Source organism: Sphingomonas daechungensis (assembly GCF_014489495.1).
In the GTDB taxonomy this organism is placed as follows: domain Bacteria; phylum Pseudomonadota; class Alphaproteobacteria; order Sphingomonadales; family Sphingomonadaceae; genus Sphingomicrobium; species Sphingomicrobium daechungense.
The window spans coordinates 904,958-918,412 of the sequence record NZ_CP060780.1 but is presented as its reverse complement, the minus strand read 5'-3'; the positions used below and the strand labels follow the sequence as shown (position 1 = coordinate 918,412).

Below are 13,455 nucleotides of genomic sequence, written 5' to 3'. Positions count from 1 at the left end.
GACGGGCGCTCCCACAACCCAAGCATCACAGGACCTTTTTCGATGATTCCGACCGGCCAGGACAGCCTCAATACTCGCTCGAACCTGACCGTCGGAAGCCGATCCTACGCCTATTACTCGCTGCCCAAGGCGGCCGAGCAGCTCGGCGACATCAGCCGGCTGCCCTTCTCGATGAAGGTGCTGCTGGAGAACCTGCTGCGCTTCGAGGACGGCACGACCGTTACTCGCGACGACCTCCAGGCGATGGTCGACTGGCAGAAGGAGCGGAGCATCGCCCGCGAGATCCAGTACCGCCCGGCGCGCGTGCTGATGCAGGATTTCACCGGTGTTCCGGCCGTGGTCGACCTCGCCGCCATGCGCGACGCGATGAAGAACCTCGGCGGCGACCCGCAGAAGATCAATCCGCTGGTGCCGGTGCATCTCGTCATCGACCACAGCGTGATGGTCGACGAATTCGGCACGCCCAAGGCGTTCGAACGCAACGTCGAGCTGGAATATGCCCGCAACGGCGAGCGCTACGAGTTCCTCAAGTGGGGCAGCGGCGCGTTCGACAATTTCAAGGTCGTGCCGCCGGGAACGGGCATCTGCCACCAGGTCAACCTCGAGCACATCGCGCAGGGCATCTGGACCGGCGACGACACGAACGGCGAGACGGTCGCCTTCCCGGATACGTTGGTAGGTACGGACAGCCATACGACGATGGTCAACGGCCTCGGCGTGCTCGGCTGGGGCGTTGGAGGTATCGAGGCCGAAGCGGCGATGCTCGGTCAGCCGGTGTCGATGCTCATTCCGGAAGTCGTTGGCTTCCGCCTGTCGGGCTCGCTGCCTGAAGGCATTACCGCCACTGACCTGGTGCTGACCGTCACGCAGATGCTGCGCGCCAAGGGTGTCGTCGGCCGCTTCGTCGAGTTCTACGGTCCGGGCCTCGCGACGATGAGCGTCGCCGATCGCGCAACCATCGCCAACATGGCGCCGGAATATGGCGCGACCTGCGGCTTCTTCCCGATCGACGAGCGGACGATCGAGTATCTGAAGCTCACCGGCCGCTCCGACGAGACGATCGAATTGGTCCGCGCTTACTGCCAGGCCAATGGCTTCTGGCACGACAGTTCGCTGCCAGAGCCGGTGTTCACCGACACGCTCGAGCTCGACATGAGCAGCATCGAGCCGTCGCTCGCCGGTCCGAAGCGTCCGCAGGACCGCGTCGTCCTCAGCGACGTCGACGACCAGTTCAACGGCGAGCTGGAGCACACCTACAAGAAGCACAACGACCCGCGCGTCGCGGTTGAGGGCGAGCAGTTTCAGGTCGGCAATGGCGACGTCGTGATCGCAGCTATCACCAGCTGCACCAACACGTCGAACCCGTCGGTGCTGATTGCTGCCGGCCTCGTCGCCCGCAAGGCGCGCGAGTTCGGGCTGGAGCCGAAGCCGTGGGTGAAGACCAGCCTTGCGCCAGGCAGCCAGGTCGTCACGGATTACCTCGACGCCAGCGGCCTTTCCGAAGACCTCAACGCCATCGGCTTCGATCTCGTCGGCTACGGTTGCACGACCTGCATCGGCAATTCCGGCCCGCTTCCGGAGCCGATCAGCAAGGCGATCAACGAGAATGATTTGGTCGCGGTCAGCGTGCTTTCGGGCAATCGCAATTTCGAAGGCCGCGTCTCGCCGGACTGCCGCGCCAACTATCTTGCGTCGCCGCCGCTGGTGGTCGCCTATGCCCTGAAGGGCACCGTGCGCGCCGATCTCGCCCATGAGCCGATCGGCAAGGCGCGCAACGGTCAGGACGTGTTCCTCAAGGACATCTGGCCGTCGAACGACGAGATCCGTGCGCTAATTGATGCGCACGTCCATTCCGACATGTTCCGCAGCCGTTACGCCGACGTCTATCGCGGCGACGAGCGTTGGCGGGCGATCCCGGTGTCAGGCGGCGACACCTACGGCTGGCCCCCGACCTCGACCTACATCCAGAACCCGCCGTACTTCACCGGCATGACGATGGAGCCGGTTCCGCCGGGCGACATCGAACGCGCGCGGCCGCTGGCGATCTTCGGCGATTCGATCACCACCGATCACATCTCGCCCGCGGGCGCGATCAAGCCGGACAGCCCGGCGGGTCGTTACCTGCTGGAGCGCCAGGTCAGCCGCGGCGAGTTCAACAGCTACGGTTCGCGACGCGGCAATCACGAAGTGATGATGCGCGGCACGTTCGCCAACATCCGCATCCGCAACCGCATGCTCGACAATGTCGAGGGCGGCTTCACCCGCTACGCACCGAGCGGCGAGACGATGGCGATCTACGACGCTGCCATGCTCTACCAAGCGGACCAGCGCCCGCTCGTGATCATTGCCGGCAAGGAATATGGTACCGGCAGCTCGCGCGACTGGGCCGCCAAGGGCACGGTGCTGCTAGGCGTCCGCGCCGTCATCGCCGAGAGCTTCGAGCGCATCCACCGTTCCAACCTCGTCGGCATGGGCGTGCTTCCGCTTCAGTTCAATGCCGGCGAGAATGCCGAGACCTACGGCCTCGACGGCACGGAGAAATACACGATCACCGGCATCGGCGAATTGAAGCCGCGCCAGGACGTGACGGTCCAGGTCATCAAGGACGACGGCAAGGAGTTCAGCTTCACCGCCCGCTGCCGCATCGATACCTACAACGAGCTCGAATATTTCAGGTCGGGCGGCATTCTGCACTACGTGCTGCGGAGGCTTGCGGCGGCGTGAGGGACGGCACCGGCTGGATCCTCTCCTTTGCCGGCGGCGCGTTGCTTTGGTCAGTCGCTTCGGCGACATCCGGCGGCCGGGAGCCGTGGGACACCAGCGAATATTGGGTCGTGTACATGCCGATCGCCTGCGCGCTTTGCGCAGCCCTCGGCTTTGCATTCCCCGACCGCCCGTGGCGTTGGCCGCTTGCCGTGATGCTGGCGCAGATGCCGGTCATGTGGGTCACGCAGGGCATCGGTAGCCTCTGGATTCCTGGCATCGTCATGCTGCTGGTGCTGGCCTTGCCGGGGATGCTCCTCGCGTCGCTGGGCGGCGTGCTACGCCGCATGAGAAGCGCGACGTGACTCCGGTCGAAATCGTCGTCGAGGTCGTTGGTTGGGCCGGGGCCGTGCTGATCCTGTTGGCATATCTATTGCTCTCGGCGGGCAAGCTGACCGGACAGTCGATCGTCTACCAGGCGATGAACGTGGTCGGTGCCGCCGGCTTCACGGTGAACGGCTGGTGGCATGGGGCCATCCCGTCCGCCGCGCTCAACGTGATCTGGATGCTGATCGGGGCGATTGCCTTGTGGCGCATCGTCGATCGGCGCAAGAAAGCAGGCGATCCAGTCAGCTAAGGACGGGCATGGGGCAAGCCAGAATCGCAATGCTGTTCATTGTCGCTCTGGTCCTCACGGCCGCCGTCTCACCGGAGCGAAAGGCCGTCCTCGATGCCCTGCGGCCAAGGTCGAAGCCAGGCTGGGGCCGAACGTCGAGTTCGTCGTCCAGGTGCTGAGGGTCGAGAATGGCTGGGCGTTCGTCATGGCCGAACCGCGGCGCAAGGGCGGCAAGGCGATCGACGGCAACCAGATCTTTGGCGAGGACTTCGACAATATGGACGGACTTCGCGTCGATGCCGTTCTCAAGAAGCGCAACGGGCGATGGGCAGTGGCGGACTGGGCAATCGGTGCGACGGATGTTTGGTACTGCGACGTGGGGCCCAAAAGCCTCAAGCGCGATTACGGCTGCTGAGCGATCGCCGCCTCGAGCCAGGCAGGGATGATGGCGTCGCCGAGATCATCGGTACGGCGGTGCTCGACGGCCAGACCCAGATCCTCATAAACCACTCGCGTGCGGGCCCTGCAGCGGTCGTTGGAACGACGACCAGTCGGCGGTTGACCTTCTGCCGCCAGTTCATGCGCGCCGTATTTTCCTGGCCGACGAAACAGCCCTTGGTGAAGCTGACGCCGTTCAACTCCGCAGCGTTGCATTCCAGCCAGAGGATGTCGCCAAGTTCGGCGCGGCCTTCGCAAACCCCAAGGCGCAGTCGATGTTCCTGCCATCCACCGGCACTTTCCCCGGGCTCCGCGAGCCAGCGATGTCCGAGCTCTGGCAGTCGAGGGTCCGGTGTCCCGGGGCCGCCCGGCGCCCAATGGACGGCGAGCGTAGCGTCACGGTCGATCCCGATCGGGCGGCGCAAGCGGTACAAGGACAGCCGCTTGATCAAGTCTCCCGCCGAATCAGCTTCGCAGTCGAGCAGGAAGTCACCTTCGTCACGCCAGACGATGAAATCGAACTGACACTTCCCCTGAGGCGTCAGCAGTGCAGCCCATACCGGCAGCGGGCCCGCCACATCGCTTGTCACAAGCCCTGCAGGAAGCCCTGCACGTCTTCGCCGGAAAGGCGGACGATCGCTCGATTGCTGAGGGTGGTCGCGGCCATGGCCTTCAGTTAGGGAGCCGAGTGTGACGATGCAAAGCCTGACGATCCGGCGGCCCGACGACTGGCACGTCCATTTGCGGGATGGCGAGATGCTTCGGCTGGTCGCGCCATTCACGGCGCATCAGTTCGCGCGAGCGATCGTCATGCCCAATCTTGTTCCGCCGATCACCACGATCGCCGGCGCTGCCGACTACCGCGAGAGGATCTGGGAAGCGGCCGGCCGCGATTTCCAGCCGCTGATGACCTATTACCTCACGGACGAATCCGATCCGGAGGTCGTCGAGAGCGGCTTCAACGACAATGTCTGGCTCGCCGCCAAATTATACCCGGCCAATGCAACGACCAATTCGGCATTCGGCGTCACCGACATTCGCAATCTCCATCCGACGCTGGAGCGGATGCAGTGGGTAGGAATGGTTCTGTGCGTTCATGGCGAGGTGACCGATCCGGACGTCGACGTGTTCGATCGTGAGGCGGTTTTCATCGACCGCGTTCTCGTGCCGCTGATCCGCGATTTCCCCGAGCTCAAGATCGTCCTCGAGCATATCACCACCGCCGAAGCCGCGCATTTCGTGCGGGATGCGCCAGCGAACATCGCCGCGACCATCACGCCGCAGCATCTTCATCTGAACCGTAACGCCCTGTTTGCGGGCGGTTTGAGGCCACACGCCTATTGCCTGCCGGTGGTCAAGCGGGAGAACCATCGGCTGGCCGCGCGAGCGGCCGCCGTTTCGGGTTCGCCGAAGTTCTTCCTTGGCACCGACAGCGCGCCGCACTCGCGTCATGCGAAGGAGTCAAGTTGCGGATGCGCCGGCATCTTCAACGCGCCCTATGCTCTCGAGAGCTATGCGGCGGTCTTCGAGGAGGAGGGCGCGCTGGATAGACTGGAGGGCTTCGCCTCGGAACATGGCGCGCATTTCTACGGCCTTCCGCTCAACGAGGGCACCATCACCCTGCAGCGAGCGGAGAATGACATTCCCGAACGCCTGGCCTTGGAGATATCGATCTGATCCCGTTCCACGCCGGACAGACGCTGAACTGGACGGTCGCGGCTTAGCAGTCCGGGCTGCCGCCCGACCCACTTGGGCCGATCACCGCGCCGAAATGGTCCTTCACGGCGGAATAGCATTCGCAGGCATGTCGCTTGAGGCCGGCTCGATCGACGACGATGACCCGGCCGCGGCGGGCCGAGATCAGCCCCTGGTCCTGCAGGGCTCCGACGACTGCGTTCACCGTCGTGCGCTGAACGCCAAGCAGTTCGGCCAGCGCTTCCTGGGTCAATTCGATTCGGTCGCCGGCGCGGTCCTGCGCAGTCAGGAGCCAGCGCGCGGCCCGCTGCTGAATGCTGTGAAATGAGTTGCAGGTCGCGGACTGCATGACCTCGGCAAGCAAATAGTCCGAGAAGCGGCAGAAAAGGTTCTTGAGGAAGCTGGACTGGCCCTTGGCGTGCTCGAGCACCTTCATCGGTACGCGCATTGCCGGGCCGCCGACGATCACCTTGGCCTCCGCGAACGCGGGCGCGTGGCCGCAACTGACGATGCCGCCGACAGCGCCCTCGCGCCCGATCGAGGCGACTTGCACCGACCTGCCGTCGCTCAATTCCACGACAAGCGAGATCATCGTGGTGCCGAAGGGGAAGTAGCTCCAGTCGACGTCCTGGCCCCGAGTCAGCACGCGCTGACCGACGTCGAGGTCGACCAGGTCCGCATCAGATTGCAGAAGCTGGCGCACTTCCGTCGAAAAGGTAGACAGAAGCAAATTGCCCGAAAAGGCGTCCTCGAACCGTTCCGGTCCGGTCATGGTGTCCAACATACGCAACAAAACCCCCACAGTGGCTCATGAACGATGAAGCCACTGAATTCATTACGCCTGCGACACAGGACATAACAAGGGTTAAGCACGGTCATCAAATTTCAGCTCGTGATAGGCTCCACTGTGGTGTGGGACGCGGCAAGATAGGAATCGGCGACGAGACGGAGTGGAGTCACGTCGACGGAACTCCGCCGCTGATCGATCAGGTCGACGAACTCGCGATAGATGTCCGGATATTCGCCAGGGCCCGAAACATCCTGCTCGGCGCCATCGACGAACAGCCGGGCGCCGCCCTCCTTCAGGAAGATGCTGCGGCCGTCAGTGGTCCGGATATCGATCGTCCATTCTTCCCCGTCGGTTCGAAGGAAGTCGAAGCTGGCGTGGAGTGGGCCGTCGGCGACGTCGCTCGCGAAGTCGATCTCGGCGGCAACAGGCGTTTCGGCATTGGCTGGCACGCTCAACTGGGCTGAGCGGACGAACAGCGAGCCGGGAAAGATGGCTGTAACGATGGACAAGGCGTTGATGCCCGGGTCGAATACGCCGAACCCACCGGCGTCCCAGATCCATCGCTGCCCGGGATGCCATTTGTGGACGTCCTCCTGCCAACGGATCTGCATTTCGGCGATCCGTTTCCCTGCGAGAGCCTGCGCGGCGATCGGCACCGATGGATTGTGACGTGAGTGCCAGGTTCCGAACAGCGTCACGCCCTTCGCTTCGGCGAGGCAGATGAGATCCTCGACCTCGCTAAGTGTCGACGTCGGCGGCTTCTCCATCAGAACGTGGAGGCCGGCTTCGATGCAAGCTGCCGCAATCTCGTGACGGACGGACGGCGGAGTCGTGATCGCGACAGCTTCGAGACCTTCGATGCTTTGCAGTAGCTCGCGCCAATCCTCAAAGATTGGCTCGACGCCATGGCCGGTGCGGCTGGATGTCGCAGCCAGTTCGAACCGCGGGTTCGCCGAGATCGCCGGCAGATGCTGGTCTTCGGCGATCTTGCCGAAACCGATGATCGCAATCCGGATTGGCTTCATTGTCCCCCAATGCGGCGACATAGGCGCGCGCTTTTTCGAGCGTGGCCTGTTCGGTCTGTCCCGGCTTGTAAAGGCCGCCGCCCAGGCCGAATCCATCTGCGCCGGCGTCGAGCCAGCCTGTGATGGATTCGGGCGTAACGCCGCCGACAACGATCAGCGGAACGTTCGGCGGGAGAACGGCCTTCTGCGCCTTCACCACCGCGGGAGTTGCCGCCTCTGCCGGGAACAGCTTGATCGAATGAGCCCCGCGCGGATGGCGTCGAAGGCTTCCGAGGGCGTAAAGTAACCGGGCGAAGAGACCATTCCCGCAGCCACCGTTGCTTCGATTACGGACGTGTTGGCGTTCGGCGAAACGATCAGCCGGCCGCCCGCATTCGCAACCTCGGCCACTTGTGACGGATCGAGCACAGTCCCCGCACCAATCAATGCGCGGTCACCAAACTTCGCGGCGATGATGCGGATGCTCTCCAGCGGATCAGGGAATTTAGCGGGACTTCGATGATCCTAATGCCGCCCCTGTAAAGGGCGCCTGCGATCGCTTCAGCTTCCGCGGGGGTGACTCCCCGGACGATGGCCACCAGCGGACACTCGGCGAAGTACCGGCGGAAGTCTTCAACTGCGCTCATTCAATCAACTCCGCGATCCCCTTCGCTCCGGCGAGGAAAGCCTGCTCCCCATTGACCTCGTGGGGCGTCCTGCCGGCGATCTGTATGGCCTCCGAATAAAGCTTCGTCAGTTCCGGCCGACCCATGACGACGATGTCCTGCTCATCACTCTCGCCGAGGCCGGCGCGCACGTCAGTGCCTATCAACAGCCCGCTTGCATAGGACGGTGCGTCGCTCGCTTCGGCCTCGCCAAGGAGGATGCGTGCGCGGATCTTGAACAGCTCGGACGTGAGGCAATCGCCCGAAAGACCACGGCGCACGCCCACGGCAAACGCACGACCCCCTCAACGGTCCCGCCGATAAGATCGGCGAGAATGCTGTGCTCGCGAAGCACGTTGAACAGTTCGCCGGTCATCACGGTTCGGAAGCGAATGATGCGTCCCTCACGCAGAACCACCCATTTGTTGTGCGTGCCCGGATGGCAGACGAGCGCATCGGGCGAGACCAGGCCTGCAGCGAGAGCGCCGAGAAGCTGCAATTCCTCGCCGCGCATGACGTCCGCATCGCCGTCGCAAAGGAAGGACACCCCCGGCACTAGCGCGATCCGACCTTGCTCCGGCCACACGAGCGCTCGCGCGAGATCATCGAGCCCGGCGGGGGCGGGGACATACGGCGCGTCCACCCATCCACGGTTCGATCCCACCATCCCTGCCAACAGCAACGGCTTGTCGCCCAGGCGTCGGCGAATCTCCGCGACGGCATTGCCGAACCCGCCGGCCGGGACGGACAGGATTCCCTGCCCGTCCTCGAACTCGTCGGCGCAGAGGCCGTCGGAATTTATGAGGTAGGCGCGTCGATTGGTCGTGCCCCAATCGACCGCAATGAATCCGTCTTTCCAGGCCATGCGTTCTCTTCGTTATCGAAAACGGCGGGAACGCGACATTGCTCCCGCGGTTTTCTATTCGGGCAGGCCGGGACAGAAGCTGTTCCCTGAATAGAATATCGGCGTGAGCGGCGTCCGAGGGAGACTGAAACATCGCCAACTTCATGTTCGCGACCGGGATAGAGAACAGCATCCCGACCATCGACAATGGCAGGACGCGCGTCGACGAGATGGAGGTCTGCGGCCACTACGAAAGGTGGCGCGAGGATTTCGACTGCGTCCAGGAAATCGGCATCAATTTCCTTCGCTATGGTCCGCCTCTCCACAAGACGTATCTCGGCCCCGGCAAGTACGACTGGGAATTCGCGGATATCACGCTGACGGAGCTGAAGCGCCGCGACATCACGCCGATCATCGACCTTTGCCACTTCGGCGTTCCCGACTGGATCGGCAATTTCCAGAACCCCGATTTCCCGGTTCTCTTCGCGCGGTACGCGGCAGCCTTCGCCGAGCGCTACCCCTGGGTGCAGCTCTACACGCCGGTCAACGAGATGTTCATCTGCGCGATGTTCTCCGCCAAGTACGGCTGGTGGAACGAGCAGCTGAAGACGGACCTCGGGTTCGTCACCGCGCTCAAGCACATCGTCAAAGCCAATGTCCTGGCGATGCTCGAAATCCTCAAGCACCGCGCCGACGCGATTTTCATTCAGTCCGAATCGTCGGAATATTTTCACGCCGACAGCCCGGCCGCCATCCATCAGGCGGAAGTGCTCAACTCACGGCGCTTCCTCAGCCTCGACCTCAACTACGGCCGCCGGGTCGACAGTGAGATGTACGAGTATCTGCTGGATAACGGGATGACGAAGGAAGAGTATCACTTCTTCCTTCACAACCGGCTCAAGCAGCACTGCATCCTCGGCAACGATTACTATCGCACCAACGAGCATCGCGTCTTCGAGAACGGACACACGACCGCGAGCGGCGAAGTCTTCGGCTACACCGAGATCACGCGGCAATATTACAATCGCTACCGCCTTCCGATCATGCACACCGAGACCAACCTCGTCGAAGGTCCGGTTGGCGACGAAGCCGTGCACTGGCTGTGGAAGGAATGGGCCAACGTCCTTCGCCTGCGCAACGTCGGCATCCCGACCGTCGGCTTCACCTGGTATTCGCTGATCGACCAAATCGATTGGGACACGGCGCTTCGTGAGAAGAACGGCAATGTGAACGCGCTTGGGCTGTTCGACCTCGATCGCAACATCCGCAATGTCGGCCGCGCCTACAAACGCCTGATCCGCGACTGGCGGGAGGTGCTACCCGCGTCGAGCCTGTGCCTCGTCGTGCCGATCGTCCCGCCGTCTCACTACGAGCTCGCCAGCGCCCGCGAGCAGGAGGAAGAGGCCCGGCGGAGGCTGAACGAGGAAGAAGTGGATCTTGGCGCGCCCGGCGAGGGGCAGGCGTCGGCGTGAGAATCCGCGGCGGTGCGGTGTTGGTGAGCTAGGCTACGCGTCGAATGCGGCGGCGATCTTCGCGTTCGAAGTCGACGCCGTCGAGCTGGTGCCGGAGCTTCTCGATCTCCGCATCCGGGGCCGGCAGGTCGGCGGCGCCGTAGCGAGCCTCGCAAGCCGCTTCCTCGGCATTCAAATCGCGAAGGTAACTGATCGAGAGGCGGCGCCCGAAGACATCGTCGCCCTTCATCCGGAGCTCGGGCTCGGCTTCCGTCGGCAGGCTGTCCCGGATTGCCGTGAGCGAGTTGATCAGCTGATCGAGCGAAGTGTACTCGCTGATCTCGATAAAATCTTTGACTCGTCTACCCATGTTCCTCTCCCGGACCCCGGGGTAAATTACCAAGCGCCTGATTCCGTGCGCAACTTTATTTGTCAGCTTATCCCCAGCGAAGTTGCCGACTTGTGAATTCCTGGTCGTCTGAGGTTTAGAAATCCGATGTCATCCACTCTCCTGACTTTGTCGTCCTCGAGGCTCGAGCTTCAGCTAAATCCCTCAATAGGCGGGGTAATTTCACGGCTCGCGTATCTGGGAGCCGAAAGTCCCGTTTCAATATTGCGTGAAAGCCTCACCCCGCTCGAAAACGTTCTGGAGGCGGGTAATTTTCCTCTCGTCCCCTATGTGAACCGGATTCGGGGCGGCGCGTTCGCCTTTCGGGCAGGGAGATTCGCCTGGAGCCGAACATGGCTGGCGATCCGAGTCCCCTGCACGGGCAGGGGTGGCTGAACCCTTGGACAGCGGATGAGGTCGATGGATCCTCGGCGGTCCTCTCATACCGGCACGAGCCCGGGGAATGGCCTTGGGCCTACGAAGCGCAGCAGGACTTCAGGCTCGTTGACTCAGTGCTGGATGTGAGGCTGACCTGCACCAACACATCCGGTGAGCCGATGCCGTGCGGACTGGGCCAGCATCCCTATTTCCAGTGCGGGCCTCAGACCCGGATCGACACTGGCGTCGGCTTTGTGTGGACGATCGATGACAAGGTCCTCCCGGTCGCCAAGCTCCCGGCCACGGGCCGTTACGATCTCAAGGACCGCCTGATTTGCGGGCAGGCTCTTGACAACGGATTCGCAGACTGGAGCGGGCGCGCCCTGATCACCGATCCCGATTGGCTGTTTGAGATCGAGCTGTCGTCGCCCGAAGCCCGCTTCTTCCAGATCTACTCGCCCGCGAGCGGTGGAGTCTTCGTGGCCGAGCCGGTCAGCCACGCGAACGCCGCGCTCAATGAGCCGGAGACGGACTGGCTTGCCCTTGGAATCCGCATCCTCGAGCCCGGCGAGCAGATGTGCCTCGACATGCGGATCGACGTGCGAGCAATATAATGCAGCGACCGATCCAGGCGCCGGTAAGTCGCCACTCCGGCTTCCTCATTATTGCGTGGGGCTTTCCGCAGTGAATTCTGAACAGCACGGCTTCATGACGGGCTGAAACTCCATGAGTTCGATGCGCGTCCCGTCGGGATCGTAGAAATTGGCCTGCCATTTACCGTCGAGCCCCATCTGTGGGCCGTCGTGGCGTTTGCTGAGCCGGTTCTCGCGGTAGAGTGTCGTAACCGCCGTCTGCATGTTGGGCACGCCCAGCGACACATGGTTGAGCACGCCCAGCTGATTGGCATCGACTTTCTCCAGCGGCACGTCCGATCCCGGACCGACCATCATATATTCGAGCCAGTCGCGTCCATCCGGGCCTGTTGGACACCCAGTCGACCTTTGAGGGATTGAATGCGCCGTACCAGTACGGCCGGAACCCGAGCAGGTCGCGATAGAAAAGGTCCTGCTTGGCGCGGTCGCGAACCAGGTGGCCGACGTGGATGATCCGCCCGCTGATCGCTCCGGCCATTGCGGCATTGCCCTTGCTTGAGGGCTGCACGAACTGGACCTCGTTGCCTTCGGGATCCTTGACCGAGAACCAGACTCCCTGTGGCCCGCGCCGGAGTTCGCTCGCGCCGGCGACGTCGTTTGCAATCAGGTACGCGCGCAGCGCGGACGCGTCGGCTGTATTGTACGCGACGTGGGCGAGCCTGCTCGGGCCGAGACCGGCAGGTGAGGGAAGCACTTCGACGAATTGCTGCTCGCTGAAATAGTAACGCGCGCCGGCGGGTTCTCGGGTCCGGGCCCTTGGTGGCGCCCAGAACCACGACGTAGAAGTGCTCACTGGCCCCGAGATCGCTCGAATAGACTGCGAGATGCGAGATTCCGGTGATTGCCGGTCGCACCAAATGGGCTTTCCGCGGCGGCGTCACTGCAGCCAAGGCCAGAGCCGACGCAAGCCCGCCGGCGCAGAGTGCCAAGCGCCTCATCATCATAATGTCCTCCCCTCGACCTTTCAGCTTCCGCTGCCGGCGATCTTCCGGACAGCGGTTTGCATGGCCTCGGCGGAGCCAAGCTATTGCATGGGGTCTGAGGTCCGCAATCGGCTTTGTTGAAGGATAGCCGACGGGCTATTTCGGAACGACTCCCGATTGAAGCTTTGCCATTTCGGCATTGTGTCGCCGCACGGCCTCCTCGTGCTCCGCCTTCGCCTTTTCGAATTCGACGAGCGCCCGGTCCGCAGCTGCCCGCTGCTCCGCCCTCCGCCGAACGAATTCGTCATTGGCGCGCACGAATTCGTCCATTCTGCGCTGCTGCTCGGCGACCTGGGCTGAATCCGTGATCATGACCGGTGTGCCGACCTGAGTGGCTCCATAGAGCAGCTTGGCGAAGCCCACCGGCAGGCGAATACAGCCATGCGACGCGGCGTAACCGGGCAAATTGCCCGCATGCAGTGCGACGCCCTTTGAGGTCAGGCGCTGCATATATGGCATCGGTGCATTGTCGTAGGTGCTCGATCGATGCTCCAATTGCTTCTCCAGGATGGGGAAGATTCCGATCGGCGTCTCGCGATCCTTGCTGCCGGTAGAGATCGTCGAGGCGCCGATGAGGACGCCTTCCCGGTAAACCATGGCGCGTTGCGACGTGAGATTGATGACCACGAACAGGGCACCGGGGGAGCAGTGCTTGCTTCCCAGACATATTGGCCGGGGCCGAGCGTCGCCGCCCTTAACTCGATAGGCATGGTTTGAACGTCTGAAGCTCGCGCGGACGCCGAAGCGGCGGCGCAGGTCAGGACCAGTAATGCAATCAGCCGTCTCATCTTTACCTCGGCAGGTTTGCTTTCGAACAGGCCCCCGGCTGCGGCGACCTACTAGCGCA

At 63.0% G+C, this 13,455-nt stretch carries 14 protein-coding genes and 2 pseudogenes; 7 read left to right on the top strand and 9 right to left on the bottom strand.

Annotated elements, in window-relative coordinates; translation table 11 throughout:
* The first annotated feature begins 42 nt into the window (after positions 1–42).
* The 4 genes from acnA (at position 43) to H9L15_RS04815 (ending at position 3,734) form a co-directional block, all read left to right on the top strand.
* Complete coding sequence (acnA, locus tag H9L15_RS04830) at positions 43–2,724, top strand: aconitate hydratase AcnA (RefSeq protein WP_187715363.1); 2,682 nt, start codon at positions 43–45, stop codon at positions 2,722–2,724.
* Positions 2,721–3,068, top strand: coding sequence for a hypothetical protein (locus H9L15_RS04825; RefSeq protein ID WP_187715362.1), 348 nt, complete (start codon positions 2,721–2,723; stop codon positions 3,066–3,068). The genes acnA and H9L15_RS04825 overlap by 4 nt, the downstream gene beginning before the upstream one ends.
* Positions 3,065–3,340: a CBU_0592 family membrane protein gene (locus H9L15_RS04820; protein ID WP_187715361.1), complete on the top strand. Its 276-nt coding sequence runs from the start codon at positions 3,065–3,067 to the stop codon at positions 3,338–3,340. Before H9L15_RS04825 ends, H9L15_RS04820 begins: the two co-directional genes overlap by 4 nt.
* A 151-nt stretch (positions 3,341–3,491) precedes the next feature.
* Positions 3,492–3,734, top strand: a complete 243-nt coding sequence (locus H9L15_RS04815; protein WP_187715360.1) for a hypothetical protein — start codon at positions 3,492–3,494, stop codon at positions 3,732–3,734.
* Here H9L15_RS04815 and ygfZ read toward each other — a convergent pair.
* Positions 3,722–4,424: pseudogene (gene ygfZ / locus H9L15_RS04810) on the bottom strand (CAF17-like 4Fe-4S cluster assembly/insertion protein YgfZ). The gene H9L15_RS04815 and the pseudogene ygfZ sit on opposite strands and share 13 nt — an antisense overlap.
* 29 nt (positions 4,425–4,453) lie before the next feature.
* Between ygfZ and pyrC the strand changes: the two are divergent.
* A pseudogene (pyrC, locus tag H9L15_RS04805) lies at positions 4,454–5,481 on the top strand (dihydroorotase).
* Here the strand turns inward: pyrC and H9L15_RS04800 are convergent.
* The 5 genes from H9L15_RS04800 to H9L15_RS04780 all read right to left on the bottom strand — a co-directional run bounded on the left by H9L15_RS04800 (position 5,478) and on the right by H9L15_RS04780 (position 8,776).
* A complete protein-coding gene (locus tag H9L15_RS04800) occupies positions 5,478–6,236 on the bottom strand; it encodes a Crp/Fnr family transcriptional regulator (protein WP_223276644.1) in 759 nt (252 codons plus the stop codon). The pseudogene pyrC and the gene H9L15_RS04800 overlap by 4 nt on opposite strands.
* A gap of 101 nt (positions 6,237–6,337) precedes the next feature.
* Positions 6,338–7,267, bottom strand: a complete 930-nt coding sequence (locus tag H9L15_RS04795; RefSeq protein WP_187715358.1) for a Gfo/Idh/MocA family protein — start codon at positions 7,265–7,267, stop codon at positions 6,338–6,340.
* A 192-nt stretch (positions 7,268–7,459) separates the two neighbouring features.
* Positions 7,460–7,693, bottom strand: coding sequence for a beta/alpha barrel domain-containing protein (locus H9L15_RS19385; protein ID WP_317617585.1), 234 nt, complete (start codon positions 7,691–7,693; stop codon positions 7,460–7,462).
* Positions 7,694–7,889: 196 nt separating this feature from the next.
* On the bottom strand, positions 7,890–8,192 hold the full coding sequence (locus tag H9L15_RS18610; RefSeq protein WP_187715357.1) for a 2-dehydro-3-deoxygalactonokinase: 303 nt from the start codon (positions 8,190–8,192) through the stop codon (positions 7,890–7,892).
* Positions 8,075–8,776 (bottom strand): 2-dehydro-3-deoxygalactonokinase, encoded by a 702-nt coding sequence (locus H9L15_RS04780; RefSeq protein WP_187715356.1) that lies wholly within the window; start codon positions 8,774–8,776, stop codon positions 8,075–8,077. Before H9L15_RS04780 ends, H9L15_RS18610 begins: the two co-directional genes overlap by 118 nt.
* 143 nt (positions 8,777–8,919) lie before the next feature.
* On the opposite strand from H9L15_RS04780, the gene H9L15_RS04775 reads away from it, so the two are divergent.
* Positions 8,920–10,227: a family 1 glycosylhydrolase gene (locus H9L15_RS04775; protein WP_187715355.1), complete on the top strand. Its 1,308-nt coding sequence runs from the start codon at positions 8,920–8,922 to the stop codon at positions 10,225–10,227.
* Positions 10,228–10,255: 28 nt separating this feature from the next.
* On the opposite strand, the gene H9L15_RS04770 is transcribed toward H9L15_RS04775, so the two are convergent.
* Entirely contained in the window at positions 10,256–10,576 is a 321-nt protein-coding gene (locus H9L15_RS04770; RefSeq protein WP_187715354.1) for a hypothetical protein, read from the bottom strand.
* Positions 10,577–10,947: 371 nt separating this feature from the next.
* On the opposite strand from H9L15_RS04770, the gene H9L15_RS04765 reads away from it, so the two are divergent.
* Complete coding sequence (locus tag H9L15_RS04765; protein ID WP_187715791.1) at positions 10,948–11,586, top strand: aldose epimerase family protein; 639 nt, start codon at positions 10,948–10,950, stop codon at positions 11,584–11,586.
* 48 nt (positions 11,587–11,634) lie between these two features.
* Here the strand turns inward: H9L15_RS04765 and H9L15_RS17060 are convergent, their stop codons facing one another.
* On the bottom strand, positions 11,635–11,922 hold the full coding sequence (locus H9L15_RS17060; protein ID WP_223276518.1) for a VOC family protein: 288 nt from the start codon (positions 11,920–11,922) through the stop codon (positions 11,635–11,637).
* Between the two features lie 782 nt (positions 11,923–12,704).
* Positions 12,705–13,235: a L,D-transpeptidase family protein gene (locus H9L15_RS04755; protein WP_223276517.1), complete on the bottom strand. Its 531-nt coding sequence runs from the start codon at positions 13,233–13,235 to the stop codon at positions 12,705–12,707.
* Positions 13,236–13,455: the final 220 nt, after the last annotated feature.

Excerpts from the sequence above, each read along its gene's own strand:
- acnA (WP_187715363.1), top strand. The coding sequence starts at position 43 with ATGATTCCGACCGGCCAGGACAGCCTCAATACTCGCTCGAACCTGACC.
- H9L15_RS04795 (WP_187715358.1), bottom strand. The coding sequence starts at position 7,267 with ATGAAGCCAATCCGGATTGCGATCATCGGTTTCGGCAAGATCGCCGAA.
- H9L15_RS04765 (WP_187715791.1), top strand. The coding sequence starts at position 10,948 with ATGGCTGGCGATCCGAGTCCCCTGCACGGGCAGGGGTGGCTGAACCCT.
- H9L15_RS17060 (WP_223276518.1), bottom strand. The coding sequence starts at position 11,922 with ATGATGGTCGGTCCGGGATCGGACGTGCCGCTGGAGAAAGTCGATGCC.
- H9L15_RS04780 (WP_187715356.1), bottom strand. The coding sequence starts at position 8,776 with ATGGCCTGGAAAGACGGATTCATTGCGGTCGATTGGGGCACGACCAAT.
- H9L15_RS04775 (WP_187715355.1), top strand. The coding sequence starts at position 8,920 with ATGTTCGCGACCGGGATAGAGAACAGCATCCCGACCATCGACAATGGC.
- H9L15_RS04800 (WP_223276644.1), bottom strand. The coding sequence starts at position 6,236 with ATGTTGGACACCATGACCGGACCGGAACGGTTCGAGGACGCCTTTTCG.
- H9L15_RS04770 (WP_187715354.1), bottom strand. The coding sequence starts at position 10,576 with ATGGGTAGACGAGTCAAAGATTTTATCGAGATCAGCGAGTACACTTCG.